Source organism: Aggregatibacter kilianii (assembly GCF_003129965.1).
GTDB classification, from domain to species: domain Bacteria; phylum Pseudomonadota; class Gammaproteobacteria; order Enterobacterales; family Pasteurellaceae; genus Aggregatibacter; species Aggregatibacter kilianii_A.
Genome location: NZ_NRCJ01000003.1, coordinates 115,736 through 141,267, shown reverse-complemented (window position 1 = coordinate 141,267; position 25,532 = coordinate 115,736). Strand labels below are relative to the sequence as shown.

The window sequence follows — 25,532 nt, the reverse complement described above, 5'->3', positions numbered from 1 at the left end:
AAAACACCGAAAAAAATGACCGCACTTTTGAGGCGTTGACGTCTCCTACAAAAGTGCGGTCTGTTTTTAAAATGAATTTTAACGTCTGAAATTACTGCCCGTAATACGCATTTTTACCATGCTTACGCAGATAATGTTTATCCAGTAATTCTTGTTGCATGGATTGTAGGTTCGGGCGGAGTTGGCGGCTAAAGAGGTTCATGTAGCCGATTTCTTCCAGCACGACGGCGTTATGCACGGCGTTGTCGGCATCGGTGCCCCAGGCGAATGGGCCGTGGGAATGGACTAACACGGCGGGCACGTCTTTCGGGTCGATGCCGCGTTTACGGAAGGTTTCCACGATCACTTTGCCGGTTTCCAGTTCGTATTCGCCTTGAATTTCTGCCGGGGTCATTTTGCGGGTGCAAGGGATGGAGCCGTAGAAATAGTCGGCGTGGGTGGTGCCGGCAGCGATTAAGTCTTCGCCCGCTTGTGACCAAATGGTGGCGTGGCGGGAATGGGTGTGCACGATGCCGCCGATGGTCGGGAACTCGCGGTATAATTCCAAGTGGGTCGGGGTGTCGGAGGACGGTTTTTTGCTTCCTTCCACCACTTTGCCGGTGAATAAATCCACCACCACCATGTCTTCCGCCGTCATCACGTCATATTCCACGCCGGACGGTTTAATCACCACCAGATTTTTCTCGCGGTCAATGGCGGACACGTTGCCCCAGGTGAAGGTCACCAAATGGTATTTTGGCAACGCGAGATTGGCTTTGAGTACTTTTTCTTTCAATTCTTCTAACATTGGAAACCCCCTTCTTTCATTTTTTGTTCAATCCAATGGCGGGCGTTAATAATTTCCGCAATCGGCTCTTCCGCTTTTTCCGTCCACATTTCAATTAAGAATGCACCACGGTAATTCAATTCCGCCAAGGTTTTGAAACAGGCGGCAAAATCCACGCAACCGTCGCCGAACGGTACGTCGCGGAATTGCCCTTTGCAAGTTTCGGTGACTTTGTAAGTGTCTTTCAAATGGATGGCGGAGATTTTATCGATACCCAGTGTTAATTCCTCTGCGACGTTGTCGTTCCACGCGCTTAAATTGCCGAGGTCAGGATACACGGTGAACCACGGGGATTTGATAATGTCATCCCATTTTTTCCAACGGCTGATGGAACTCATAAATTGGGTGTCCATAATTTCCACTGCAAGCGTTACTTGATTGCTTGCCGCCAACTCCACCGCCCATTGCAAGCCTTCTTGGAAGCGTTGAATGGTGCCTTCGTCCTGTTCTTCGTAATAGACGTCATAGCCTGCCAGCTGAATGGTGCGAATGCCTAAATCCACGGCTAACTTAATGGCTTTTTCCATGATTTCATAGGCGCGTGCGCGGGTGGCTTCGTCACGGCTACCGAACGGGAAACGGCGATGTCCGGAAAGGCACATGGAAGGAATGGTGACGCCGGTTTTAATGATGGCTTTCACCAACTGAATGCGCTCTTTTTCGCTCCAGTCCAAACGTGCGAGGCGTTCATCGCTTTCATCAATAGAAATCTCGACGAAATCAAAACCGCACGCTTTGGCGATGGACAGACGATCCTGCCAGCTGATGTTTTTCGGCAGGGCTTTTTCGTAAATCCCCAGTTTATGTTTTCTCACAATACGCTCCTCTACTTATGTGTCAGCAATCAATCTGTCATCAGGCGAGAATGACTTCTAATCCGTGTTCCCGTAATTCCCGAATAATTTGGGGATCGGCTTCTTTTCCCGTCACCAATAAATCAATATCTTTCAGTTCACTAAATAACATCCCGACTTCGCGCCCCAGTTTGGAACTGTCCACCAACGCCACCAATTTGCTGACTTTTGATAAAATATGCTGTTCCGAATTAGCGATAATCATGTCGGTTTTATATAAACCGTCTGTGGTCATGCCTTTGCCGCTGGTAAACATAATGTTGGCGGCATAGGCGGGTTCATTCGTGGAATTCAGGGATAAGGTTACTGCTTTATTTTTATTGTATTGACCGCCCATGATCACCACATCGTCGTGGTTGTGTTCGATTAAAAAATTAGCAAGCGGCAAATAATTGGTAATGATTTGTACGTTGCGTCCGCACAGGCTATCCGCCAGCATTTGCATAGTGGTTCCGCAAGTAAGCACCATACTTTGCCCGTTTTCACACAATTTGGCGGCGGCTTCGGCAATGCGTTGTTTTTCTTCGGCATTATTCACAACATGGGTTTGCGCATATTTTTTGCCGTTAAGGGCGAGATATTCGGCGCCGTTGCGCACTTTTTTGAGCAAACCCTGTTCGTTCAATTTGTTAATATCACGACGTGCGGTTGCCGGCGAAATATTAAAGGTTTCGATAATTTCGTTAGTAGAAAGAAGACTTCGTTCTTTCAATAAATCTAATATTTGATTATGACGATAACTTTCGTTCATTATGTTTCCTTTTTCTTCTCTGCATCCATAACCTAATGAACTCGCTAAACATTACCGCCGCTAAAAAGCGACGGCAATGTGTTATATGACTTAAAGCATAGATTTAAACTGGATGTTCGGTTCCTGCTCGAAGCAATCATCAAAACCGCGCGGATGATGATATTCAATCAAATCTTTATCACGCGGATAAACATATTTACCACCGACTTCCCAGATAAACGGATGGAATTTATATTGCAGGCGATCTTTACGCATACGCCATAAATCAATGATTTCCTGCGTGCTTGCCATAAAGTTCGTCCAAATGTCGTGGTGAACAGGAATGATGACATTGGTGCGCAAACATTCTGCCATACGAAGTAAATCAATTGAAGTCATTTTATCGGCGATACCGACCGGGTTTTCACCGTAGTTATTTAATGCCACATCAATGTCAAATTCTTTACCATGTTTGGCAAACTGAATGGAATAGTGGGAATCCGCACCGTGATAAATGTTGCCGCCCGGGGTTTTGAACACATAGTTTACCGCTTTGCGTCCCATTTCTTCATCAGACGGGCAAAGACCTTTCAATTCGCCGCCTTGTGCTTCCGCGCCTTCCACAGGCAAAGTCACCAAGCAAGTGCGGTCAAAAGAATCTAAGGCGTGAATTTCAACGTCTTTCAGTTTCACCACATCACCCGGTTTCACTACGATAATGCGTTCTTCCGGCACGCCCCATTTTTTCCATAATTCGGCACAATGCCACGGACCAACGAATTTTACATGATCTAATTTAGGATTATTCACAATCGCCGCCGCCACATTAACGTCAATGTGGTCGCTGTGGTAGTGAGAAGCTAAAATGAAATCTACTTCGTTAATGGCAAACGGATCCAACACCATCGGCTGTGCGCGCAGGTTCGGTTGCAGTTTGCGCACGCCCGCCATGTTTGCCATTTGGTGACCGCGCACCATGTCTTTTACTTTTTTGGTGCTTTTACCACGACTGCACCATAAATCCATACAAATATTGGCGCCGGCAGGGGTTTTGATCCACACGCCGACACAACCTAACCACCACATGGCAAAATTGCCTTCAGGCACCACTTCGTTTTCAATCTCTTCATTCAACCAAGTGCCCCACTCAGGGAAAGTAGAAAGAATCCAACTTTCACGGGTAATTTCATTAACTTTAGCCATATGCTAACTCCTTATATTTAAGTTTCAGGGGAGGAATACATCTAATCATTTACAATCATAAACAATCATAAAGAAAAAGGGAATCTTTTTTTCAAAAAATTTTTGAGAAAATAGGCGAACAACTTATCGGACCACTAGATACAGCATAAACCAGCATTGCATAAGCATTCTATAACTGCATAATCTCTCTCATATAAATGCACCTTAAAATAATCACCCAACGATTATTCATGATTAAAAATCGTGACGACACTCACATTTTATCAAAAATAATCTTCCATAATGCATTGGGAATCGTTATTATTTAGCAGATCGCATTTATCCCGCCTCATCGGTGTATAAATGATTAGCAGGGTTCTCCCGGCTTCATATCAATCCCATTAGGAGAATATCACTATGGAAATCTTCATGTGGATCAACGAACAGATCCTCTCTAAAGCACCGTTACTGCTCGGTATCGTAGCCTGTATCGGTTATATTCTGTTAAGAAAAGACACGGCAACCATCATTAAAGGGACGATTAAAACCATCGTCGGCTTCATGTTGGTACAAGTGGGTGCGGCGACCTTGGTTGCCGGTTTTAAACCGATTATCGAAAATCTGGCAAAATTCCATAACTTAACCGGTGCGGTCATTGACCCGTACACCAGTATGCAGGCAACCATCCAAACCATGGGTGATAACTACGGCTGGGTCGGTTATGCCGTATTACTGGCGTTAGCATTGAACATTTTATTAGTGGTATTCAGACGTTTTACCGGTATCCGTACCATCATGTTGACCGGTCACATCATGTTCCAACAAGCGGGCTTGGTTGCGGTGTTCTATATGATTATCGGCGCCTCTATGTGGGAAACCGTCATCTATACTGCCGTGATCATGGCGCTCTATTGGGGGATTTCATCCAATATTATGTATAAAGCCACCCAATCCGTGACCGGCGGTGCAGGGTTCTCCATCGGGCACCAACAACAGGTAGCCTCATGGATCGCCACCAAAGTCGCACCGAAACTGGGTGACAAAAACGACAACGTGGATCACATGGATTTACCGAAATGGTTACACATTTTCCACGACAGTATTTCCGCCACCGCCATTGTGATGTCCGTGTTCTTCGGCATTATTTTGCTTTCCTTCGGCTTGGATAATCTGCAAACCATGGCAGGCAAAACCCACTGGTCTATTTACATTTTAGAAACCGGTTTGAAATTCGCCGTAGCAATTCAAATCATCGTTATGGGTGTGCGGATGTTCGTTGCAGAACTTTCCGAAGCCTTTAAAGGGATTTCCGAACGCGTCATTCCGAATGCAGTACTCGCTATCGACTGTGCAGCGATTTATGCCTTCTCGCCGAACGCCATGGTATTCGGTTTCATGTGGGGTGCTATCGGTCAATTCGTGGCGGTAGGTATTCTGCTCGGCTTCAGCGCACCGATTCTCATCATCCCGGGCTTTATCCCGATGTTCTTCTCTAATGCCACCATCGGTGTGTTCGCCAACCATTTCGGCGGTTGGAAAGCGGTCATGAAAATCTGTTTCGTGATGGGTATCGTTGAAGTATTAGGTTCCGCTTGGGTCATTCAACTCTTAGCCAGCCAAGGCACGACTTTCAACGGCTGGATGGGTATGGCTGACTGGGCGTTGTTATTCCCGCCGGTCTTACAGGGGATCGTCAGCGTTCCGTTCTTCTTCTTTGTTATCGTCGCCTTATCCTTGGTTTACATGTTCTTCGCCTCTAAAAAATTACGTGCTGACGAAGCCGCAGCCGCTGCCGCAGGCAAAACCTTGGAACAAATGGACGGCTACAATTTAGATGACGAACCGGTCACTGAAATGCAAAGCCAAGCGCAAACCGTGGAACAAAGTGGCGATCGCCCGATTCGCATCTTAGCCGTATGCGGCTCCGGTCAAGGCTCCTCCATGATGATGAAAATGAAGATCAAAGGTTACCTGGACAAACGCGGCATTCCGAATATTATGGATTCCTGCGCCGTGACAGACTACAAAGGCAAATTAAATGAAGTGGACATCATCGTCGCTTCCAAACACTTAGCCGGCGAAATCGAAGTGGGCGAAGGCAAAGCCGTACTTGGTGTACAAAATATGCTTAACCCGAACTCTTTCGGCGATGAATTGGTCGAATTAATTAATAAACATCATTCCGCCTAATCACCTACCGACTTCTCCTGCACACAGGAGAAGTCCTACTTAAAAGGAGTAACGCTATGTTAAAAGAATCCCTTATTGAAAATAATTCCATCAAACTTAATCAAACCGCATCAACTTGGGAAGAAGCCATTAAAATCGGAACGGATCTCTTAGTCGCCTCCGGTGCCATCGAGCCGCGTTATTATGACCACATTGTCGATAACATCAAAAAACTCGGGCCTTACATCGTACTGGCACCGGGGCTTGCCATGCCTCACGCACGTCCGGAAGAAGGCGTGATAAAAACCGCATTCGGCTTAACCACCTTAACCGCACCGGTGGATCTCAACGGCGAATCCATTTCTGTGTTACTCACCCTCGCCGGCAGCGACTCCAACTCCCACATGGAAGGCATTATGGAAATCACCCAAATCTTCGACGATCCCGATAGCGACGACGGCGTGAATATCCAAAAATTCCTGGATTGCAACACCACAGAAGAAGTTCTGGCGGTAATTGACGCAGCGCTGAATAGTTAATCCCATTCAAGCCAAAAAACATCTTTAAAAATCACCGCACTTTTATCAACGAATATCAAAAGAGGAAGCAAAAATGAGCAAACCATTACTTCAAATCGCCCTGGATTCACTCAGTTTAGAAAAAGCCGTTGCCGATGCCAAACAAGCAGAAAGCCTTGTAGAAATCATTGAGGTAGGCACGATTCTTGCCTGCGCCGAGGGCATGAAAGCGGTCTCCACCCTGCGCGCATTACATCCGGATCACATTATCGTATGTGACTTAAAAACCACCGACGGCGGCGCTATTTTGGCAAAAATGGCTTTTGAAGCGGGTGCCGACTGGCTCACCGTCTCCGCAGCCGCCCACCCGGCAACCAAAGCCGCCTGTAAAAAAGTCGCCGATGAATTCAACGCGGAGCATCCGAACCTCAGAGTGAAAAAAGAAATCCAAATTGAAATTTATGGCAACTGGACATTGGACGACGCCAAAGATTGGGTTGATTTAGGCGTAACGCAAGCCATTTATCACCGCTCTCGCGACGCCGAACTTGCCGGCAAAGGTTGGACACCGGAAGACGTAGAACTGATGAAACAACTCTCCGCTTTAGGACTTCAACTTTCCATTACCGGCGGCATCGTGCCAAAAGACATTCATCTGTTTAAAGACATTAAAAACGCCAAAGCCTTCATCGCCGGTCGCGCATTAGTCGGCGAAAACGGCAAAGCCACCGCCGAAGCGATTCGCGCCGAAATTAATCAATACTGGTAATTAAAAAATACCGTAAAAACAGACCGCACTTTGATTTTCACGATCAAAGTGCGGTCGTTTTATAGGGTGTTTTTCTACCGTGCCGAATGGCGGCGTTTTAAAAAAAAACAAAACGGCGACTGAGAAGGTCGCCGTTATTTTCATGGAACTCCGCTTATGCTTTCTTTGCGGATTCGTTGTGGGATTTGGTTTGATTTTTCATTTTGCTATTGATTTCGCGACGTTGTTTGGACAATTCGGCGTTGCGGATAATGTAGTCGTCTACGCGGTTTTCATAGTCATCACGCATATTTTCGATAATCGCACGCACATCTTTCACTGTCATGTCGTCACGCATATATTGGTTTAAGTTATCCAGCAACAATACGCGTTTTTGGTTATCGCGAATTTTACGGTTGTTATCTTCCATATCGCGCAAGAGTTTATTTTTTAAACGATACATACGCACATACTCCAAAACATCCTGAAAAGATTTATTCACATTGTCCATCGATTTGCTCCCTTGTTATAAAAAAATGAATGGCGATAATGTAGCCTTTTTTCGCTATTTCGTCAAAGAATTCGCGCTTTTTTCGGCAAGATGGAGAAATTCCTAAAATTTGCGTAAAAAACATTGATTAGAAAACAGCGAGGTGATAAAACGTAGTTCTCTTTTTATTTATTTTAAGGAAATAATTATATGGCGAACGTATTTAATTTCAGCGCCGGTCCGGCGATGATGCCCACCGCGGTGTTAGAACAAGCGCAACAAGAATTACTGAACTGGCAAGGGCAAGGCACCTCCGTGATGGAAGTAAGCCACCGCGGCAAATTGTTCATGGAATTAATCACCCAATCCCAAGCGGATTTTCGCAAGCTCTATAATATTCCCGACAATTATCAAGTGCTGTTTTTACAAGGCGGCGCGCGCGGCCAGTTCGCGGCAATTCCAATGAATTTATTACGTGAAAACGGCAAAGCCTTATATTTAAACAGCGGTCACTGGTCTGCCACCGCCGCCAAAGAAGCCCGTTCTTTCGGCGAAATTGATGAAATCAACATTTTAGAACCGGGCGATGAACTCAAAGTAAAATCCCTCGATTTCAGCGACATTGCCGAACAATACGATTACGTTCACTACTGCCCGAACGAAACCATCAGCGGCGTGGAAATTTTTGACGTGCCGAACGTGGGCAACGGCGTGTTAGTGGGAGACTTCTCCTCTACCATTCTTTCCCGCAAAGTAGATGTCAGCAAATTCGGTTTAATCTATGCCGGCGCACAAAAAAATCTCGGTCCGGCGGGCATCACTATCGTTATCGTACGCGATGATTTAATCGGTCACGCGCGCAAAGCCACACCGTCCATTTGGAATTATGAAATCCAGAAAAACAGCGATTCCATGATCAACACCCCGCCGACTTTTGCGTGGTATTTGTGCGCTTTGGTATTCAAACATTTATTGTCCATCGGCGGCTTACCGGAAATCGAACAACGCAACCTCGCCAAAGCCAAATTGCTTTACGATTATTTAGACGGCAGCGATTTCTATTGCAATAACGTGGCAAAAGCCAACCGCTCTTTAATGAATGTGACCTTCACCACCGACAATGACGAACTGAATGCAAAATTCGTCGCCGAAGCCACCGCTGCAGGCTTGCAAGCGTTAAAAGGTCACAAAGTGTTGGGCGGTATGCGCGCCTCTATCTATAACGCGATGCCGATTGAAGGCGTGCAAGCGTTGATTGCCTTTATGAAAAAATTCGCGGAAGAAAACACGTAAGTATCATAAAAGTGCGGTGAAATAATTCCTCTCGCCCGCTTGCGGGAGAGAGACGACAAAAATTGCATTGCGCAATTTTTGTCAGAGAGAGGGCAAACCAACTCCCCTCTCCCTCCGAAAATCCTATGGATTTTCTCCACCCTCTCCCGTAAACGGGCGAGGGGAAGATGTAAAAAACACCCAAATTTTCCACCGCACTTTTCCTCTATCACTCACTCGGAGCAACCATGCAATATCTTGATCGCGCCAATGAAGGCGTCAAAACACTGTTGCCTTATCAAGCGGGCAAACCCATTGAAGAATTGGAACGGGAATTAAGCATCGAAAACATCATCAAACTTGCCTCCAACGAAAACCCTTTCGGCTTGCCGCCAAGTGCCAAAAAAGCCATTGAAGCGCAATTAAACAGCCTCAATCTTTACCCCGATTCCAACGGATTTTATTTCAAACAGGCGGTTTCCGAAAAATTCGGTTTACAGCCGGAGCAAATCACCCTCGGCAACGGTTCCAACGATTTGATCGAACTCATCGCCCACACCTTTGCTTCCGAGCAGGACGAAGTGATTTATTCCCAATACGGCTTTATCGTTTATCCGTTAATCAGCCAAGCCTTGAACGCCAAGCGTGTAGAAATTCCGGCGAAAAATTACGGCAATGATTTGCAGGCATTTCTGAAAGCCATTACACCAAAAACCAAATTGATTTACATCGCCAACCCGAACAACCCGACAGGCAGCTTCTCAAGTGCGGTAGAAATTTCAGACTTTTTAGCCCAAGTGCCACCGCAGGTGATTGTAGCGTTGGACGAAGCCTATGTGGAATTTACCGATCCAAGCGAGCGTGTGGATTCTTTCGGCTTATTGGCAAAATACCCGAATCTTATCGTGTGCCGCACCCTTTCCAAAGCCTACGGATTAGCCGGTTTGCGTATCGGTTATGCTGCGTCCTCGGTAGAAATCGCGGGGCTACTAAATCGCGTACGCCAGCCGTTTAACTGCAATAGCCTGGCGCTTGCTGCCGCGACCGCAGCGATTCAAGATGACGAATTTGTAGCGAAAGTCGCCGAAAATAACCGAATCGGCTTGCAATTGTTGCAGAACTTCTTTGATGAAAAAGGCTTGCGCTATGTGCCGTCCAAAGGCAATTTCGTGATGCTGGATTTGCAACAACCTGCCGCGCCGATTTATCAGGCATTGCTACGCAAAGGCGTGATTGTGCGCCCACTTGCCGGTTACGGCTTGCCGAATCATCTGCGTATCAGCATCGGTTTGCCGGAAGAAAATCAGCGTTTTTTAACCGCACTTAGCGAAATTTTAGGCTTATAACGGACGATTTATGCAACAAGCAATTTCCATTACGCTCAACCCCATTGCCCGCGTTGAGGGTACGATCAATTTGCCCGGCTCGAAAAGCCTTTCCAACCGCGCCTTATTATTAGCGGCATTGGCGCACGGCACGACGAAAGTCACTAATCTACTGGACAGTGACGACATCCGCCATATGCTCAACGCCTTAAAACAGCTCGGCGTACAATATACTTTGTCCGACGATAAATCCGTCTGTGAAGTACAAGGCTTGGGCGGCGCGTTTCAGTGGCACGACGGTTTGGCGTTATTTTTGGGCAATGCCGGCACGGCAATGCGTCCGCTCACGGCGGCGCTTTGCTTGGCGCGTGAAGGCGTTTCGGCACAAAATGAAGTGATTTTAACCGGCGAACCGCGTATGAAAGAACGCCCGATTCGTCATTTGGTCGATGCATTGCTACAAGCAGGCGCGGACATTCGTTATTTGGAAAACGAAGGTTATCCGCCCATTGCCATTCGTAACACAGGCTTACGTGGCGGCACGATTAAAATCGACGGTTCCATTTCATCGCAATTTTTGACCGCACTTTTAATGGCGGCACCGCTGGCGGAAGGCGACAGCGAAATTGAAATTATCGGCGAACTGGTCTCCAAACCTTATATCGACATCACCCTCGGCATGATGAAAATCTTCGGCGTGAGCGTGGAGAACCGGAACTACCAACGCTTCGTCGTAAAAGGCAAACAAGCCTATCAATCCCCGGGTTCGTTTTTGGTGGAAGGCGACGCTTCCTCTGCATCTTATTTCTTGGCAGCGGGCGCCATTAAAGGCAAGGTCAAAGTGACAGGCATCGGCAAAAACAGCATTCAAGGCGACCGTTTATTTGCCGATGTATTGGAAAAAATGGGGGCTAAAATCACGTGGGGTGAGGATTTCATCCAGGTGGAACACGCCCCGTTGCACGGCGTGGATATGGACATGAATCACATTCCCGACGCCGCCATGACCATCGCCACTACCGCATTATTTGCCGAGGGCGAAAGCGTCATTCGTAACATTTACAACTGGCGCGTGAAAGAAACGGATCGCTTAACCGCCATGGCGACAGAACTGCGCAAAGTGGGCGCAGAGGTGGAAGAAGGCGAGGATTTTATCCGCATTCAACCGTTAAAACTCACGGATTTTAAAGCGGCGGAAATCGAAACTTACAACGATCACCGCATGGCGATGTGCTTTGCGCTCATCGCGCTTTCCGACACGCCGGTGACGATTTTGGATCCGAACTGCACGGCAAAAACTTTCCCGACTTTTTTCAAGGAATTTTTAGCCATCGCACAACAGCCGTCGAGCGAAGCAAATTAATCAGGAAGCAACTCAAAAACGCCGAAAAAAAAAGACCGCACTTTATGCTGTATCACATAAAGTGCGGTCTTTTTTCCAAGAGAATTTACGCCTCCGACCGATACCCTTCATCATTTAACGTGGGGTTTTCCGCGCCCTGCTTTGCCAACTGATCGCAAATTTCATTTTCACAATGCCCCGCATGCCCTTTCACCCAGCGCCAATCTACCTTGTGGCGGGCTATGGCTTGATCTAACGCTATCCATAAATCCTGATTTTTCACCGGTTTGCCGCTGCTCGCCTTCCAATTGTTTTTCTTCCAGTTGAAAATCCATTGGGTGATACCGTTTTTCATGTATTGGCTGTCGCTGTATAAATGAATGTCGCAAGGCTCTTTCAGGCTGTTTAACGCCTCCACCACCGCTAACAATTCCATGCGGTTATTGGTGGTTAAAAAGAAGCCTTTGGACAGCCGTTTTTCATGTTGTTTATAACGTAACAAAATGCCGATGCCGCCCGCGCCGGGGTTGCCAAGGCAGGAGCCGTCGGTAAAAATTTCGATTTGTTTGCGCATATTGACTACTAATTTATTTCAAATGCGGCGATAATACCCGAAATTTTTGCGGATAAAAAGCTAAGTTATGAGTATTCAAATTAACCCGAATCGCCAAATTGTACTGGATACGGAAACTACCGGTATGAACCAGTTGGGCGCCCATTATGAAGGCCATTGCATTATTGAAATCGGTGCGGTGGAAATGATCAACCGCCGTTACACCGGCAATAATTTTCACATTTATATTAAACCGAATCGCCCGGTGGATCCCGAGGCGATCAAGGTGCACGGCATCACCGACGAAATGCTGGCGGATAAACCGGATTTTAGCCAGGTCGCCAATGAATTTATCGAATACATCAAGGGCGCCGAGTTGCTTATTCACAACGCGCCCTTCGATGTGGGTTTCATGGATTATGAATTTGCCAAACTGAATCTGCCGATTAAGACCAATGATATTTGCCTAGTCACCGACACGCTGACTATGGCGCGTCAAATGTATCCCGGCAAGAAAAACAACTTGGATGCGTTATGCAGTCGTTTAGGCATTGATAACAGTAAACGCACCCTGCACGGCGCGTTACTGGATGCGGAGATTCTGGCGGACGTGTACCTTGCCATGACGGGCGGACAAACCAGCCTGTTTGACGAAAACGAACCGGAAATTGTTCAGCACGTCAACGAGCAGCAAGTGCAAAGTGCGGTTGCTTTTTCCCACAATTTACGTCTGCTTACACCCACGGAAGAAGAGCTGCAAGCGCACTTGGAATACCTCAAATTGATCAACAAAAAAAGCAAGGATAATTGCCTGTGGGACCGTCAATCTCAGGAAAAAACCTTGCAATAATAAAATCGTTCACCGATTAAACAAGTAACCCCAAAAGAGAAAAAAAAAGTTGACGGAATGCCCCGCCGCCATTATTATGCACCTCACCTGTGCGGAGTGGTAGTTCAGCTGGTTAGAATACCTGCCTGTCACGCAGGGGGTCGCGGGTTCGAGTCCCGTCCATTCCGCCAATTCTTTTTATCTATTCTAATTCGGAGCGGTAGTTCAGCTGGTTAGAATACCTGCCTGTCACGCAGGGGGTCGCGGGTTCGAGTCCCGTCCGTTCCGCCAATTTTCTAGAGTGTCCAAATTTCCTATCTTATTTGTCTTTATTATTTCTAGGTAACAAAGGTTTTGGGTTTTCTATTAAATATTCTCTATCATTTATTTAGTTTATGAGGTCAATGATAACCAAATTTATATTTTTGTTTTATCCGTGGGCAAGCGAGATAGATTAGATGTTTACTAAAACGCAGAATTCAGACAAGCTCAATAATAAAAAGGCACTTTCTCAAGTGCCCTTCCACCTTCACCCTATCTCCCCTCTTTCGGGAACACCACAGTCAAAAACATTTTAAAATTCTCCAGCGCATATAATGCATGGGGAATGTCTGCCGGGAGGACGATGCTTTCGCCGGCGTTGACTTCATAGTCGGTGGTGTCGATAGTAATTCGGGCTTTACCTTCCAGCATAGTAACCAACGCATCGCCACGGGATTTATGGGCGCTGATTTCTTCGCCTTTCGGTAAGCAAAACATAGTCAACCCTACCGCCGGGTTTTGTGAGAATGTCTTGCTGATGACTTGTCCGTCTTGATATGCCAAAAGATCGTTAAGTTTAAGCACAGTGGCTTTTTCAATGTTTTTTAACATATTTTTACTCCTTTTACGTCGTCAAATGAAAATGCACGCCCGTCTGAGAAACGAACGACAAGATGATTATAACCCCACACCAAATGCAATTCATTATCATCTGAATATTTATTAGCCTACATCAAAAAACACCGTAAAAATCTACCGCACTTTAAGCGAAAACGCCGCCCATCCTCATCAAAAGTGCGGTCGTTTTTTCAGACAAAAATAAATCCTTGATCCCGCTCACAATATCATCATAAGAAACTTCCCTTATGTTCATCGTCTTTTTACAATGAAAACGTTTTTAAGAAATTAAAAACACCATTCAATTTAACATCAGATATCACAAGGGTCTTATTATGAAAATCTTAACTTGGCCTGTGGTTGCAGGTGCTGCACTTGGTATCGTTGCTCCACTTCTAACCTACGATGGCAATCCCGGCAATATGGGCTTTTGCGCAGCCTGTTTCTTGCGTGACACTGCCGGCGCACTAGGCTTACATCGCGCCGCCCCCGTCCAATATCTCCGCCCTGAACTTATCGGCTTGGTGTTGGGCGCATTAATCAGCGCATATCTTTCCAAAGAATTCCGTCCGCGCGGTGGATCGGCGCCTTTAGCGCGCATTAGCTTGGGCTTCTTTGCCATGATTGGCGCACTTATTTTCTTGGGTTGCCCGTGGCGTGCTTATTTACGCTTAGGCGGTGGTGATTTAACCGCAATTGCCGGCATCGTCGGCTTATTCGCTGGTGTCATGGGCGGCATTTTTTTCGCAAACCGAGGCTTTTCCTTAGGCAAATCTGCCGAACAAAGCACATCTTCAGGCTTAATCGGTCCGATATTCAGCCTGATTTTATTGGTGTTGCTTTTGACGCAATTTAAATTCGGTGAAAACCTGCCTGTGTACTTTTCCGAAAAAGGCCCCGGAGCACAACACGCCACCCTTTGGCTGTCTCTTGGCGGCGGGTTATTACTTGGCGTGCTCATGCAAAAATCCCGTTTTTGCACCATCGGCGCATTTCGTAATTTTGTGCTGTTCCGTGATGCACACTTATTAAACGGCGTCATTGCATTAATCGTATTCGCCGCCCTCACCAACAGCCTGCTCGGACAATTCCATGTGGGATTTGAAAAACAACCCATCGCCCACAATCAATATGTTTGGAATTTCCTGGCGATGGCACTCTGCGGGCTTTGCTTCTCCCTCGGCGGAGGCTGTCCGGGCAAGCAATTGGTGAACATCGGCGAAGGCAACAATGACGCAGCGCTTTTTGTTTTGGGTATGTTATTAGGTGCAGCTGCTGCGCATAATTTTGCCCTTGCCGCTTCCCCGGTAGGCGTGACACAATCTACGCCCTATGTTTTAGTGATCGGCTTTGTCGTTTGCCTGTATATCGGCTTGACCAATAAATCCAAGATTTAGTCTTTTATGCACCACCTCACGCCCGCCGATGACGCGGGCGTTTTGCTTCGTTAAAAACACCGCCAAAAAGCACCGCACTTTTGCTTTACAAAAGCCAAAATCCGCCTAAAATAGCCGTCTTTACGATTTGCCTTGGGCAAATTCCTGACTTGAGATCAGACCTAGAGACTTTTATGACAACCCAATTTAAACCCGAACTACTTTCCCCTGCCGGCTCCTTAAAAAATATGCGTTACGCCTTTGCTTACGGTGCGGACGCAGTCTATGCCGGTCAACCTCGTTACAGCCTGCGCGTGCGCAATAACGAATTCAATCACGCGAATTTAAAAATCGGCATTGATGAAGCCCACGCCCTTGGCAAAAAATTCTATGTGGTCGTGAACATTGCCCCGCACAATTCCAAACTAAAAACCTTTATTAAAGATTTACAACCGGTGATCGACATGAACCCGGACGCGCTGATCATGTCCGATCCGGGCTTGATTATGCTGGTGCGCGAGCACTTCCCCGACATTGATATTCACCTTTCCGTACAAGCCAACGCGGTGAACTGGGCAACAGTGAAATTCTGGAAGCAAATGGGCTTGACCCGCGTGATTTTGTCGCGCGAGCTTTCCCTCGATGAAATTGCCGAAATCCGCCAACAAGTGCCGGACATTGAACTGGAAATTTTCGTGCACGGCGCCCTTTGCATGGCATATTCCGGTCGTTGCCTGCTCTCCGGCTACATCAACAAACGGGATCCGAACCAAGGCACCTGCACCAACGCCTGCCGATGGGAATACAACATGGAAGAAGGCAAATTGGACGACGTCGGCAACATCGTGCCGAAAATCGACCCAAGCCAACAAATTGAAGTGAAAAATGTTGCGCCGACCTTGGGCGAAGGCGCCGTCACCGACAAAGTCTTCCTTTACACCGAAGCGCAAAATCCGGACGAACAAATGACCGCCTTTGAAGACGAACACGGCACCTATTTCATGAATTCGAAAGATTTGCGCGCCGTACAACATGTGGAAAAACTCACCGCACTTGGCGTGCATTCCTTAAAAATCGAAGGTCGTACCAAATCTTTCTACTATTGCGCCCGCACCGCCCAAGTTTATCGCAAAGCCATCGATGATGCCGCCGCCGGCAAACCGTTCGACGAAAGCCTGATGGACACGCTGGAATCTTTGGCGCATCGTGGCTACACCGAAGGCTTCCTGCGTCGTCACACGCATGACGAATACCAAAATTATGACTACGGCTACTCCATTTCCGACCGTCAGCAATTTGTCGGTGAATTCACCGGCAAACGCAACGAACAGGGCATGGCGGAAGTTGCCGTGAAAAATAAATTCCTGCTCGGCGACGAAGTGGAAATGATGACACCACAAGGCAACGTGGTGTTTAAAATCAACAAAATGCTCAATCGTAAAAACGCCGAAGTGGATGCCGCATTAGGCGACGGACATTTTGTCTTCTTAGACGTGCCGCAAGACATTCACTTGGACTACGCATTGCTCATGCGAAACCTGGTCAACACCAACACCCGCAACCCGCACGAAAAGAAAAGTTAATTTTTTGTTAAATAAATGTTGCAATCTTAATTTAGGTGTATATAATGCGCGCCATACCCTAAAAAAATATGACTCCAAATACTTTATTCAGCCCTTCCCCCTTGAAAGGGCTTTTTTTTCGTCTTGAGGAAAGTGAGATTTCAGAAGAAATTTTATTAGAATAGGCACCGCTTGTATTTAAGAAAGGCACTAACATTATCTCTTTTCAAACCATTACTTATTTTCCCTTGAGATTCTCCCCGATTCGCACTAGACTACCGCCCTCTTTTTCAAACCGACTTTTCCATTATGCGTGTTGCCGATTTTTATTTTGATTTACCTGACGAATTGATTGCCCGTTATCCGAAACCGGAACGAACCGCCAGCCGTTTGTTACAGCTGAACGGCGAAAACGGGGAAATTTTTCACCGCACTTTTGCTGATGTGTTGGAACTGGTTAATCCGGGTGATTTGATGATATTCAATAACACCCGCGTGATTCCTGCGCGGATGTTCGGGCGCAAAATCAGTGGTGGGAAAATTGAAGTATTGGTGGAGCGCGTGTTGAGCGATTCCCGTTTTCTCGCCCATGTGCGTGCCTCCAAAGCACCGAAGGAAGGCACTGAGCTGGTTTTAGGCGAGGATAAATTAGGCGAGGGCAATGGCATAAAAGCCTTGATGATTGGTCGCCAAGGTAGTTTATTTGAGATCGAAATAGCCGAAAAACAGACCGCACTTTTTGATGTGTTGCAGCAAATCGGGCATATGCCGTTGCCGCCGTATATTGATCGTCCTGATGAAGAAGCGGATCAGGAGCGTTACCAAACTGTCTATAACAAAGTGCCGGGGGCGGTTGCGGCACCGACGGCGGGCTTACATTTTGATGATGAATTATTGGCGCAACTCAAAGCCAAAGGGGTAAGTTTTGCGTTTGTGACACTACACGTCGGCGCGGGGACATTCCAACCGGTGCGCGTGGAAAATATTGAAGATCACATTATGCACGCAGAATATGTGGAAGTGCCGCAAGCGGTTTGCGATGCCATTTTAGCCACGAAAAAAGCGGGCAAACGTGTGATTGCGGTGGGGACGACATCGGTACGCTCCATTGAAAGCGCGGCATTGGGAGCAGAAGAAAAGCAAAGTGCGGTGCTCATTGAACCGTATTTTTCCGATACCTCTATCTTTATTTATCCGGGCAAAAAATTCCGCGTGGTAGATTGCTTGATTACCAACTTCCATTTGCCGGAAAGTACGCTGATTATGTTGGTTTCTGCCTTTGCGGGTTTTTCGCACACAATGAATGCCTATAAAAGTGCGGTGGAAAATCACTATCGTTTTTTCAGTTACGGCGATGCTATGTTTATCAGTAAAAACCCGAATGTGAAGGGATTGGAATAACGGATTTCAGAAAGAATAAAGGTGAGATTGCCCCACCTTTATTTTTACTTCACTTATTTTACACCCAGCCTTTTTGCCGAAACTCTTTTAACACGCTGACAAAACGTTGCATTTCTTCGGGTGTACCTAACGTTAAACGACTCCAGTTTTGAATCGGTAAAAACTCACGCCCCACCAGAATGCCGTTTTCTTTCATGCGCTCTTGGTATTGCGGCACATCACCTTTAATCTCGTGGAAAATGAAATTTCCGTTAGAAGGCGCAAAGTCCAATTCCAGCTCTGACAATGCTTTTTCCACAATTTGACGGGATGCATTGTTGCTTTGTAAGCTGAGTTCTGCAAAGGTTTTATCTTTTAAGGAAGCCAATGCAGCAACTACGCCCGCAATATTATTGTTATCAATGGACATGAATTTATCCACTTCTTCCACCACATCGGAATTAGCCAACATATAGCCGACGCGATAACCTGCCATGGCATAAAACTTGGAGAACGTGCGGGTAACAGCAACATTTTTAAAGCCTTGTTTAATCAATTTAACGCCGCTTTCAAACTCGGGATCCTGCACATATTCCGCATAGGCTTCATCCAATAAGAAGAAATAATTCTCCGGTGATTTTTTAATCCAGTGAAATAATTCTTTTGCCGGCGTAACGGTTGAAGTCGGGTTATTCGGGTTACACAAGTAGATAATACTAACACCACTGAACTTCTCGGCGGCTTCCTGCAATTTATCCAAATCAAATAGGAAGTCATCTGCCAACGGCACTTTGACAACCGACACATTCATTGCTTGCGCATATAATTCGGCATAATTAAAGGTAGGATCCGGTACAATTAATTGAACCGTTTGCTTGGCTTGTCTTGCTTTGAAAACCTGTGATTGAATAATCCCCCGAATATTTTCGGAAGAACCGTTTCCTAAAGACACGAAATTATCTTCCAGATTATATTTTTCGGCTAATCGGCGGATTAATTCACTACGTTGGTCATCAGGATAACGGGAACCAATACCGATGCTATTTATAACCGCCTGCTTGGCTTTTTCAGACATGCCTAATGAATTTTCATTAAAATTCAAATGCAGCATAGCGGAACCATTACCCGTGCCTTTCTTTTTCGCCATGAGCGATGGCGCAATCGTCATGCCGATAACGGCTGCGCCGGTTAATTTCAGAAGCTCTCTCCGTTGCATAAACTGTGTTCCCAAGTGAATAAATAATCAACATAAAGCCATAAATTTGCATACTAATACAAAAAATAGCTTTTTCAAGAAAAATCTTAGTTTCTTTGACAACAATTATAGAAAAAAAATTGAAACTTCTTTAAGAATGGGAAAAGGCGAAGTTTGACTTATTTTCGGGCAAGTCATAAAATAAAAAACAAGGAATGGCGGGAACCATTCCTTGAATCGGTGAATCTGCTTAGCCAGCGCTACCTCTTAATAGCAGGCAAAGCAGAATAACGATGATTAATTTAACAATAAATTTAATCATAATTTTTATCCTTAATTGGATATTGTGAAAAATTAAGGATCTACTTAAACAGCCCGTCAGGTGCAACTGGCGGACTGATTTTTCACAGATCCGCCTCTGCTCTAAAGAGCATTGCCAAAAATTATAGCATGAAGCCTGTATATTTAAACAGGCTTTTTTATTGACTAAAAACCTTCGAACTGTTTATTCGTTGAGGAAATTGAATGAAGTATGAATTAGATAAAACCATTGGCAACGCCCGTCGCGGTCGCTTGGTGTTTGAACGCCCGCAAGGCACGTTTACGGTTGAGACGCCGGCATTTATGCCTGTAGGAACTTACGGCACGGTAAAAGGCATGACACCGGAAGAAGTACGTGCTACCGGTGCGGAAATTTTGCTCGGTAACACCTTCCATTTGTGGTTACGTCCGGGGCAGGAAGTGATGCGTAAGCACGGTGATTTGCACGATTTTATGCAATGGCACAGACCGATTTTGACCGATTCCGGCGGATTCCAAGTGTTCAGTTTGGGCAAATTGCGCAAAATTACCGAAGAAGGCGTGAAATTTCAAAATCCGATTAACGGCGAACGCATTTTTTTATCGCCGGAAAAATCCATGGAAATTCAATATGATCTGGGTTCCGACATTGTGATGATTTTCGACGAATGTCCGCCTTATCCGTCAACCTTCGATTACGCCAAACAATCCATGGAATTGTCCTTACGTTGGGCGCAGCGTAGCCGCAACCGTTTTGATGAATTAGGCAATAAAAATGCGCTGTTCGGCATTATCCAAGGCGGTACCTTTGAGGAATTGCGCAAAGTTTCCTTGGAAGGGTTGGTGAATATCGGCTTTGACGGCTACGCAGTGGGCGGTTTAGCCGTGGGCGAACCGAAGGAAGATATGCACCGCATTTTGGAATACATTTGCCCGCAAATCCCAACCGATAAACCGCGCTATTTAATGGGCGTAGGTAAACCGGAAGATTTGGTGGAAGGCGTACGTCGCGGTATCGATATGTTCGACTGCGTCATGCCGACCCGCAATGCGCGCAACGGACATTTATTCGTCACCGACGGCATCGTGAAAATCCGCAACGCTAAATACCGCGACGACGTAAGCCCGCTGGATCCGCACTGTGATTGCTACACCTGCAAACATTACACCAAAGCCTATTTGTATCACTTGGATAAATGCGGCGAAATCCTCGGCGCGCGCCTGAATACCATTCACAATTTACGTTATTACCAACGCTTAATGGCGGAAATTCGTCAGTCAATTGAAGACGATCGCTTTAATGATTTTGTGGTGGAATTTTATGCTAGAATCGGCAAACCCGTTCCGCCGTTGCAATTAGCGGAATCCGGGAAATAATCAGTGAAAAGTGCGGTCGTTTTCAAAAACGTTTTTTAAATCGACCGCACTTTTCCCAACCACAGGAGCACTTATGCAAATCCTTGAACCCCAACAATTCGCCAGTTGGAACGAACCTATTGAGATGCTGTATGCCTGCCATGGCAAAGTGAAGCGTTTTTGTCGCCAGTTGACGATTTTGCCCGATTATTTGGCGAAACATGGTTGTAATCAGGCGGTGAAAAATGATGTGCAACAAATTCTGAATTACTTCAACCAATCCGCGCCATTGCACCATGACGACGAGGAAAAGGATTTTTTCCCGATGTTGGTAAAATATGTGCCGGAAGCGCAGAAAGACATTGACGAGTTGGAAAGACAGCATGTGATTTTGCACGATAATTGGGCGAAATTATCCGCCCAGCTGGAAGCCCTGTTGAGCGGCGAGCAGGATAATGTGGACGTCGAATTAATCAATAACGTGGTGTTGGGTTACGATAAACATATCGCATTGGAAGAGCCGTTATTTGAACTGGGCAAACAGCACCTGTCGGAGGCTGAATTGAACTCCATCGGGAAAATCATGTCAAACCGTCGTCAGTTGCAGCGATAACCCATAATCAATAAAGTATGGAATATCAACTTGATACGCGGGATTATCGCTGTCCGTTGCCTTTGTTAATGACGAAAAAAGCATTAGTAAGGCTAACGGCGGGTGACGAGTTAGTCGTGTTGCTTTCAGCTGAAAGCACTGTTGAAGAATTTCGTTTACTTTGCGAAAAACAGCATTGTGTTCTTGAAGTGAATGCGCAACATCGGCAACTCAAAATTCGTAAGATCGACAACTGATTGTTGATGTTACATAACATTTTGTTATCCATAAGGATTTCTATGAAAAATATTCTGAAAGCTACGCTATTGGCGACTGTACTTGGTTTGACTTCAACTACTGTGTCGGCGAAATCTATTCCGAGTGATATTTATAAACCCCGCAACGCCGAGGTGGTGAAAGTAGATCGTCAGGATCGCGGTGAATATGAAGTGGAGTTTCGGCTATACGGTGATGATGTGCGTCCCCTTGCCAAACGTGTGATTGAACACGCCAAAGATCGCGGATTCCGTATCGAAGAGTCCGAAATCAAACGTGATGATGCGGATTTAAAATTTAAACGGGGCGATCAGGAACTGGATGTTTCCATCGAACTGAAAAACAAAGATCGGATTGAATACAAAGCCGATTTGGATTTAGATAAAAATTAGTCGGAAGACCGCCAAAGTGCAGTCTTTTTTACCGCCGTTTTTACAATATCATTTTCACATTTCAGCGGAATTATGGTATTTTAGGCGGCGATTTTTATCAGTTACGGACGCTTCACGGCGTCTTTATATTTTCATTAACTAAAAGGAAATTTGAATGGAAGCGCAACAAGGCAGCCCAATGTCAATGTTATTTATTTTCGTCATGTTCGGATTGATTTTCTATTTCATGATTTATCGTCCGCAAGCAAAAAGAAATAAAGAACACAAAAAACTCATGTCCGAATTAGCCAAAGGCACCGAAGTGCTTACCGCCGGCGGTATTATCGGCAAAATCACCAAAGTGGTGGAAAATAGCGATAGTATCGTTATCGCCTTAAACGATAGCACTGAAGTGACCATCAACCGTAACTACATTGCGGCGGTATTACCGAAAGGCACAATCAAAACCCTTTAATTTTACATTCCTCAAGGGAACAGGAAATCTATGTTAAATCGTTACCCTTTATGGAAGAATCTAATGGTGATCTTTGTGGTCGCCATTGGTATTTTATATGCTCTTCCAAATCTTTACGGTGAAGACCCTGCCGTACAAATTTCAGGAACTCGCGGTCAGGAAGCTAATTCCACAGTCCTCAGCGAAGTTCAATCCGTGCTCAAAGATAATGATCTGGCAACCAAATCCATCGTATTGGAAAACGGCTCGATTTTAGTGCGTTTTAACAATACCGATACCCAATTACTCGCCAAAGACAAAATTACCGAAAAGTTAGGCACAAACTATTCTGTGGCGCTCAACCTTGCGCCTGCAACCCCGAAATGGTTAAGCAGCATCGGCGGCAACCCGATGAAATGGGGCTTAGACTTGCGCGGCGGCGTGCGCTTTCTGATGGAAGTGGATATGAATTCCGCACTGACCAAACGTCAGGAGCAGTTACAAGATTCCTTGCGAACCGAATTACGCAAAGAAAAATATCAATATAGCGCCATTAAATCCACCGAGAATTTCGGCACCAGCGTTACCCTAGTCAACGCGCAACAACTTTCCGACGTGCAACGCTATTTGCGCAGACAGCACCCGAATTTAGATGTGCGAGCAACCTCCGATAACACCTTGTCTTTAGGTTTATCCGATACTGCATTAAACGAAGCACGTGAAAGCGCCATTGAGCAAAACTTAAGTATTTTGCGTAAACGTGTGACGGAATTGGGTGTGGCGGAAGCGGTAATTCAACGCCAAGGTGCAGAACGTATCGTAGTGGAATTGCCGGGCGTACAAGACACCGCCCGCGCGAAAGAAATTCTCGGTGCGACAGCAACGCTTGAATTTCGCATGGTCAACGCAAACGCCAATTTAGACGCGGCGGCGCGCGGTATGGTACCTTCCGACTCTGAAGTGAAATACGATAGAAATAATCGCCCGGTGGTGCTTTATAAACGTGCGGTACTTGGCGGGGAACACATTACCAACGCCAGTTCCGGTGTCGATCAAAACACTTCATTGCCGCAAGTCAGCGTAACGTTGGATAGCGAGGGCGGCGAAATCATGTCGCAAACCACCCGTTTAAATCTGAAAAAACCGATGGCGACTTTGTATGTTGAATATAAAGACAGCGGTAAAAAAGACGAAAGCGGCAAAACCATTTTGCAAAAACACGAAGAAGTCATTAACGTGGCGACCATCCAAGGTCGTTTCGGCAGCCAATTCCAAATTACCGGCATCGACTCCCCTGCGGAAGCGCAAAACCTAGCAGTGTTACTTCGTTCCGGTGCGTTAATTGCGCCGATTCAAATCGTGGAAGAACGCACAATCGGTCCATCTCTTGGTGCGCAAAACGTAGAACAAGGGTTGCAGGCGAGTTTCTGGGGCTTAATGATCGTGGTGGCATTTATGGTGATTTACTACCGTAAATTCGGCATCATCGCCAATATTGCCTTAATCGCTAACATCGTCTTATTGGTCGGATTAATGTCTTTACTGCCGGGTGCGACACTCACCATGCCGGGGATTGCCGGTATCGTATTAGCAGTAGGGATGTCTGTGGATGCGAACGTGTTGATCTTCGAGCGGATTAAAGAAGAAATCCGCAACGGTCGTCCGATTCAACAAGCCATTAATGAAGGTTATAACGGTGCGTTTACTTCCATTTTCGACGCTAACTTAACCACCATTTTGACTGCCGTTGCATTGTATGCGGTGGGAACCGGTCCGATTAAAGGCTTCGCCATCACCTTATCCTTAGGTATTGCCATCTCAATGTTTACCGCAATCACCGGAACACGCGCAATCGTGAACTTCTTATACGGCGGCAAACGAATTGATAAATTATCAATTTAACGGCGAGGAACATATTGTGAATTTAGAAAACAGAAGTCAGCCAATCAGAGAAATTCAAGGCATTAAACTCCCTTTCCGTTTAGTTGAGTTTATGAAATACCGTATGTGGGGTTATCTCGCATCGATTGCAATTATTGTCGTGTCCCTGTTCTTTGTGTTTACCAAAGGCTTCAACTGGGGATTGGATTTTACCGGCGGCGTGGTGGTGGATACCCACTTTTCTCAACCGGCGGATTTGGAAAAAATCCGTTCGACTTTAGTGCAAAACGGTATTGAAAGCCCATTGGTACAAACCACCGGCGGCGTACGTGACGTGATGATCCGCCTGCCTGCAACAGAGGATGCGCAAATCGGCGATCATGTGAAGAAAATGCTGAGTAATTTGGATAACGACATTCAGATTCGCTCCATTGAATTCGTGGGTCCGAATGTGGGTGAAGAACTCACTCAAGGCGCCATTTATGCCACCTTAGCAACACTTATTATGTTGTTGGTTTATGTAGGCATGCGCTTTGAATGGCGCTTGGCGACAGGCGGTGTGCTTTCCCTTGCGCACGACGTTATCGTGACCTTAGGGGCATTTTCCTACCTGCAAATTGAAATGGATTTAACCTTCATCGCAGCAATCCTTTCTGTGGTGGGTTACTCGTTAAACGACAGTATCGTGGTGTTCGACCGTGTACGTGAAAACTTCCGTAAAATCAGACGGATTTCCGCCATCGACATCATTGATATTTCCTTAACGCAAACCCTCTCCCGTACCATTATGACGTCGGTCACAACGTTAATTGTGGTCATCGCCCTCTTTATCTTTGGCGGTCCGACCATTCACAGCTTCTCGCTAGCGTTATTAATCGGTATCGGATTCGGGACTTATTCTTCCATCTTCATTGCTATCGCTATCGCTTATGACTTGGGTCTGAATCGTGAACACATGGTACAAGCCAAAGTCAATAAAGATGATATTGATGAATTACCTTAAGCCATAACACCAAAGTGCGGTTAAAATTCACGACGAATTTTAACCGCACTTTTTCTTTCTTTGACGCCT

General features: G+C 46.0%; 25 protein-coding genes, 2 tRNA genes and 1 pseudogene. 20 read left to right on the top strand and 8 right to left on the bottom strand.

Going from position 1 to position 25,532, the window contains the following annotated elements; all coding sequences use genetic code 11:
- Positions 1-91: 91 nt before the first annotated feature.
- The 4 genes from araD to ulaG all read right to left on the bottom strand — a co-directional run bounded on the left by araD (position 92) and on the right by ulaG (position 3,613).
- Positions 92-787, bottom strand: coding sequence for an L-ribulose-5-phosphate 4-epimerase (araD, locus tag DK430_RS03235; RefSeq protein WP_109077681.1), 696 nt, complete (start codon positions 785-787; stop codon positions 92-94).
- Entirely contained in the window at positions 781-1,641 is an 861-nt protein-coding gene (locus tag DK430_RS03230; protein WP_109077680.1) for an L-ribulose-5-phosphate 3-epimerase, read from the bottom strand. Before DK430_RS03230 ends, araD begins: the two co-directional genes overlap by 7 nt.
- A 40-nt stretch (positions 1,642-1,681) precedes the next feature.
- Complete coding sequence (gene ulaR, locus DK430_RS03225) at positions 1,682-2,431, bottom strand: HTH-type transcriptional regulator UlaR (protein WP_109077679.1); 750 nt, start codon at positions 2,429-2,431, stop codon at positions 1,682-1,684.
- A gap of 90 nt (positions 2,432-2,521) precedes the next feature.
- Entirely contained in the window at positions 2,522-3,613 is a 1,092-nt protein-coding gene (gene ulaG / locus DK430_RS03220; protein WP_109077678.1) for an L-ascorbate 6-phosphate lactonase, read from the bottom strand.
- A gap of 396 nt (positions 3,614-4,009) precedes the next feature.
- Here ulaG and DK430_RS03215 point away from each other — a divergent pair, with 396 nt between their 5' ends.
- From DK430_RS03215 to DK430_RS03205, 3 genes are all read left to right on the top strand, one after another.
- The gene (locus tag DK430_RS03215) at positions 4,010-5,782 is read left to right on the top strand and encodes a PTS ascorbate-specific subunit IIBC (protein WP_109077677.1); all 1,773 of its coding nucleotides are present in this window, start codon (positions 4,010-4,012) and stop codon (positions 5,780-5,782) included.
- A 56-nt stretch (positions 5,783-5,838) separates the two neighbouring features.
- Positions 5,839-6,300: a PTS sugar transporter subunit IIA gene (locus tag DK430_RS03210; protein ID WP_109077676.1), complete on the top strand. Its 462-nt coding sequence runs from the start codon at positions 5,839-5,841 to the stop codon at positions 6,298-6,300.
- A gap of 73 nt (positions 6,301-6,373) precedes the next feature.
- Entirely contained in the window at positions 6,374-7,048 is a 675-nt protein-coding gene (locus tag DK430_RS03205) for a 3-keto-L-gulonate-6-phosphate decarboxylase UlaD (RefSeq protein WP_109077675.1), read from the top strand.
- Between the two features lie 154 nt (positions 7,049-7,202).
- Here the strand turns inward: DK430_RS03205 and DK430_RS03200 are convergent, their stop codons facing one another.
- Entirely contained in the window at positions 7,203-7,538 is a 336-nt protein-coding gene (locus DK430_RS03200; protein ID WP_109077674.1) for a DUF496 family protein, read from the bottom strand.
- 189 nt (positions 7,539-7,727) lie between these two features.
- Here DK430_RS03200 and serC point away from each other — a divergent pair, with 189 nt between their 5' ends.
- From serC to aroA, 3 genes are all read left to right on the top strand, one after another.
- The gene (gene serC, locus DK430_RS03195; RefSeq protein WP_109077673.1) at positions 7,728-8,810 is read left to right on the top strand and encodes a 3-phosphoserine/phosphohydroxythreonine transaminase; all 1,083 of its coding nucleotides are present in this window, start codon (positions 7,728-7,730) and stop codon (positions 8,808-8,810) included.
- A 227-nt stretch (positions 8,811-9,037) separates the two neighbouring features.
- Positions 9,038-10,135, top strand: a complete 1,098-nt coding sequence (gene hisC / locus DK430_RS03190; protein WP_109077672.1) for a histidinol-phosphate transaminase — start codon at positions 9,038-9,040, stop codon at positions 10,133-10,135.
- Between the two features lie 10 nt (positions 10,136-10,145).
- On the top strand, positions 10,146-11,477 hold the full coding sequence (gene aroA / locus DK430_RS03185; RefSeq protein WP_109077671.1) for a 3-phosphoshikimate 1-carboxyvinyltransferase: 1,332 nt from the start codon (positions 10,146-10,148) through the stop codon (positions 11,475-11,477).
- A gap of 85 nt (positions 11,478-11,562) precedes the next feature.
- Here the strand turns inward: aroA and rnhA are convergent, their stop codons facing one another.
- Positions 11,563-12,030 carry a ribonuclease HI gene (rnhA, locus tag DK430_RS03180; RefSeq protein WP_109077670.1) on the bottom strand — a complete coding sequence of 156 codons (468 nt, stop codon included), beginning with the start codon at positions 12,028-12,030 and terminating at the stop codon, positions 11,563-11,565.
- 67 nt (positions 12,031-12,097) lie between these two features.
- Between rnhA and dnaQ the strand changes: the two genes are divergently transcribed.
- The 4 genes and pseudogenes from dnaQ to DK430_RS13330 form a co-directional block, all read left to right on the top strand.
- Positions 12,098-12,859, top strand: a complete 762-nt coding sequence (dnaQ, locus tag DK430_RS03175; protein WP_109077669.1) for a DNA polymerase III subunit epsilon — start codon at positions 12,098-12,100, stop codon at positions 12,857-12,859.
- A 93-nt stretch (positions 12,860-12,952) separates the two neighbouring features.
- A tRNA-Asp gene (locus DK430_RS03170) sits at positions 12,953-13,029 on the top strand.
- A 23-nt stretch (positions 13,030-13,052) separates the two neighbouring features.
- Positions 13,053-13,129 (top strand) — tRNA-Asp (locus DK430_RS03165).
- 97 nt (positions 13,130-13,226) lie between these two features.
- Positions 13,227-13,307, top strand: a pseudogene (locus DK430_RS13330) (type II toxin-antitoxin system mRNA interferase toxin, RelE/StbE family); the annotation flags it as partial.
- Between the two features lie 65 nt (positions 13,308-13,372).
- Here the strand turns inward: DK430_RS13330 and DK430_RS03155 are convergent.
- Positions 13,373-13,711, bottom strand: coding sequence for a cupin domain-containing protein (locus DK430_RS03155; RefSeq protein ID WP_109077668.1), 339 nt, complete (start codon positions 13,709-13,711; stop codon positions 13,373-13,375).
- Between the two features lie 341 nt (positions 13,712-14,052).
- On the opposite strand from DK430_RS03155, the gene yedE reads away from it, so the two are divergent.
- The 3 genes from yedE to queA all read left to right on the top strand — a co-directional run bounded on the left by yedE (position 14,053) and on the right by queA (position 18,056).
- A complete protein-coding gene (gene yedE, locus DK430_RS03150) occupies positions 14,053-15,114 on the top strand; it encodes a YedE family putative selenium transporter (RefSeq protein ID WP_109077667.1) in 1,062 nt (353 codons plus the stop codon).
- A gap of 173 nt (positions 15,115-15,287) precedes the next feature.
- Complete coding sequence (gene trhP / locus DK430_RS03145) at positions 15,288-16,676, top strand: prephenate-dependent tRNA uridine(34) hydroxylase TrhP (protein WP_109077666.1); 1,389 nt, start codon at positions 15,288-15,290, stop codon at positions 16,674-16,676.
- Positions 16,677-16,964: 288 nt separating this feature from the next.
- A complete protein-coding gene (gene queA / locus DK430_RS03140; protein ID WP_109077665.1) occupies positions 16,965-18,056 on the top strand; it encodes a tRNA preQ1(34) S-adenosylmethionine ribosyltransferase-isomerase QueA in 1,092 nt (363 codons plus the stop codon).
- Between the two features lie 58 nt (positions 18,057-18,114).
- Here queA and DK430_RS03135 read toward each other — a convergent pair whose 3' ends face one another.
- Complete coding sequence (locus DK430_RS03135; RefSeq protein WP_109077664.1) at positions 18,115-19,251, bottom strand: pyridoxal phosphate-dependent aminotransferase; 1,137 nt, start codon at positions 19,249-19,251, stop codon at positions 18,115-18,117.
- 504 nt (positions 19,252-19,755) lie between these two features.
- Here DK430_RS03135 and tgt point away from each other — a divergent pair.
- The 7 genes from tgt to secF all read left to right on the top strand — a co-directional run bounded on the left by tgt (position 19,756) and on the right by secF (position 25,463).
- Positions 19,756-20,907, top strand: a complete 1,152-nt coding sequence (tgt, locus tag DK430_RS03130; RefSeq protein WP_109077663.1) for a tRNA guanosine(34) transglycosylase Tgt — start codon at positions 19,756-19,758, stop codon at positions 20,905-20,907.
- A gap of 73 nt (positions 20,908-20,980) precedes the next feature.
- Positions 20,981-21,499 carry a hemerythrin domain-containing protein gene (locus DK430_RS03125; protein WP_109077662.1) on the top strand — a complete coding sequence of 173 codons (519 nt, stop codon included), beginning with the start codon at positions 20,981-20,983 and terminating at the stop codon, positions 21,497-21,499.
- A gap of 17 nt (positions 21,500-21,516) precedes the next feature.
- A complete protein-coding gene (locus tag DK430_RS03120; RefSeq protein WP_109077661.1) occupies positions 21,517-21,735 on the top strand; it encodes a sulfurtransferase TusA family protein in 219 nt (72 codons plus the stop codon).
- A 42-nt stretch (positions 21,736-21,777) separates the two neighbouring features.
- Positions 21,778-22,146, top strand: coding sequence for a hypothetical protein (locus DK430_RS03115; protein ID WP_109077660.1), 369 nt, complete (start codon positions 21,778-21,780; stop codon positions 22,144-22,146).
- Between the two features lie 154 nt (positions 22,147-22,300).
- Positions 22,301-22,600: a preprotein translocase subunit YajC gene (yajC, locus tag DK430_RS03110; protein ID WP_109077659.1), complete on the top strand. Its 300-nt coding sequence runs from the start codon at positions 22,301-22,303 to the stop codon at positions 22,598-22,600.
- A 30-nt stretch (positions 22,601-22,630) separates the two neighbouring features.
- Positions 22,631-24,481 carry a protein translocase subunit SecD gene (secD, locus tag DK430_RS03105; RefSeq protein ID WP_109077658.1) on the top strand — a complete coding sequence of 617 codons (1,851 nt, stop codon included), beginning with the start codon at positions 22,631-22,633 and terminating at the stop codon, positions 24,479-24,481.
- 16 nt (positions 24,482-24,497) lie between these two features.
- Positions 24,498-25,463 carry a protein translocase subunit SecF gene (gene secF, locus DK430_RS03100; protein ID WP_109077731.1) on the top strand — a complete coding sequence of 322 codons (966 nt, stop codon included), beginning with the start codon at positions 24,498-24,500 and terminating at the stop codon, positions 25,461-25,463.
- Positions 25,464-25,532 lie beyond the last annotated feature (69 nt).

What these genes read in the sequence shown, in the direction of transcription:
- araD (WP_109077681.1), bottom strand. Translation starts at nt 787, where the DNA reads ATGTTAGAAGAATTGAAAGAAAAAGTACTCAAAGCCAATCTCGCGTTG.
- ulaR (WP_109077679.1), bottom strand. Translation starts at nt 2,431, where the DNA reads ATGAACGAAAGTTATCGTCATAATCAAATATTAGATTTATTGAAAGAA.
- ulaG (WP_109077678.1), bottom strand. Translation starts at nt 3,613, where the DNA reads ATGGCTAAAGTTAATGAAATTACCCGTGAAAGTTGGATTCTTTCTACT.
- DK430_RS03215 (WP_109077677.1), top strand. Translation starts at nt 4,010, where the DNA reads ATGGAAATCTTCATGTGGATCAACGAACAGATCCTCTCTAAAGCACCG.
- DK430_RS03210 (WP_109077676.1), top strand. Translation starts at nt 5,839, where the DNA reads ATGTTAAAAGAATCCCTTATTGAAAATAATTCCATCAAACTTAATCAA.
- DK430_RS03205 (WP_109077675.1), top strand. Translation starts at nt 6,374, where the DNA reads ATGAGCAAACCATTACTTCAAATCGCCCTGGATTCACTCAGTTTAGAA.
- DK430_RS03200 (WP_109077674.1), bottom strand. Translation starts at nt 7,538, where the DNA reads ATGGACAATGTGAATAAATCTTTTCAGGATGTTTTGGAGTATGTGCGT.
- serC (WP_109077673.1), top strand. Translation starts at nt 7,728, where the DNA reads ATGGCGAACGTATTTAATTTCAGCGCCGGTCCGGCGATGATGCCCACC.
- hisC (WP_109077672.1), top strand. Translation starts at nt 9,038, where the DNA reads ATGCAATATCTTGATCGCGCCAATGAAGGCGTCAAAACACTGTTGCCT.
- aroA (WP_109077671.1), top strand. Translation starts at nt 10,146, where the DNA reads ATGCAACAAGCAATTTCCATTACGCTCAACCCCATTGCCCGCGTTGAG.
- rnhA (WP_109077670.1), bottom strand. Translation starts at nt 12,030, where the DNA reads ATGCGCAAACAAATCGAAATTTTTACCGACGGCTCCTGCCTTGGCAAC.
- dnaQ (WP_109077669.1), top strand. Translation starts at nt 12,098, where the DNA reads ATGAGTATTCAAATTAACCCGAATCGCCAAATTGTACTGGATACGGAA.
- DK430_RS03155 (WP_109077668.1), bottom strand. Translation starts at nt 13,711, where the DNA reads ATGTTAAAAAACATTGAAAAAGCCACTGTGCTTAAACTTAACGATCTT.
- yedE (WP_109077667.1), top strand. Translation starts at nt 14,053, where the DNA reads ATGAAAATCTTAACTTGGCCTGTGGTTGCAGGTGCTGCACTTGGTATC.
- trhP (WP_109077666.1), top strand. Translation starts at nt 15,288, where the DNA reads ATGACAACCCAATTTAAACCCGAACTACTTTCCCCTGCCGGCTCCTTA.
- queA (WP_109077665.1), top strand. Translation starts at nt 16,965, where the DNA reads ATGCGTGTTGCCGATTTTTATTTTGATTTACCTGACGAATTGATTGCC.
- DK430_RS03135 (WP_109077664.1), bottom strand. Translation starts at nt 19,251, where the DNA reads ATGCAACGGAGAGAGCTTCTGAAATTAACCGGCGCAGCCGTTATCGGC.
- tgt (WP_109077663.1), top strand. Translation starts at nt 19,756, where the DNA reads ATGAAGTATGAATTAGATAAAACCATTGGCAACGCCCGTCGCGGTCGC.
- DK430_RS03125 (WP_109077662.1), top strand. Translation starts at nt 20,981, where the DNA reads ATGCAAATCCTTGAACCCCAACAATTCGCCAGTTGGAACGAACCTATT.
- DK430_RS03120 (WP_109077661.1), top strand. Translation starts at nt 21,517, where the DNA reads ATGGAATATCAACTTGATACGCGGGATTATCGCTGTCCGTTGCCTTTG.
- DK430_RS03115 (WP_109077660.1), top strand. Translation starts at nt 21,778, where the DNA reads ATGAAAAATATTCTGAAAGCTACGCTATTGGCGACTGTACTTGGTTTG.
- yajC (WP_109077659.1), top strand. Translation starts at nt 22,301, where the DNA reads ATGGAAGCGCAACAAGGCAGCCCAATGTCAATGTTATTTATTTTCGTC.
- secD (WP_109077658.1), top strand. Translation starts at nt 22,631, where the DNA reads ATGTTAAATCGTTACCCTTTATGGAAGAATCTAATGGTGATCTTTGTG.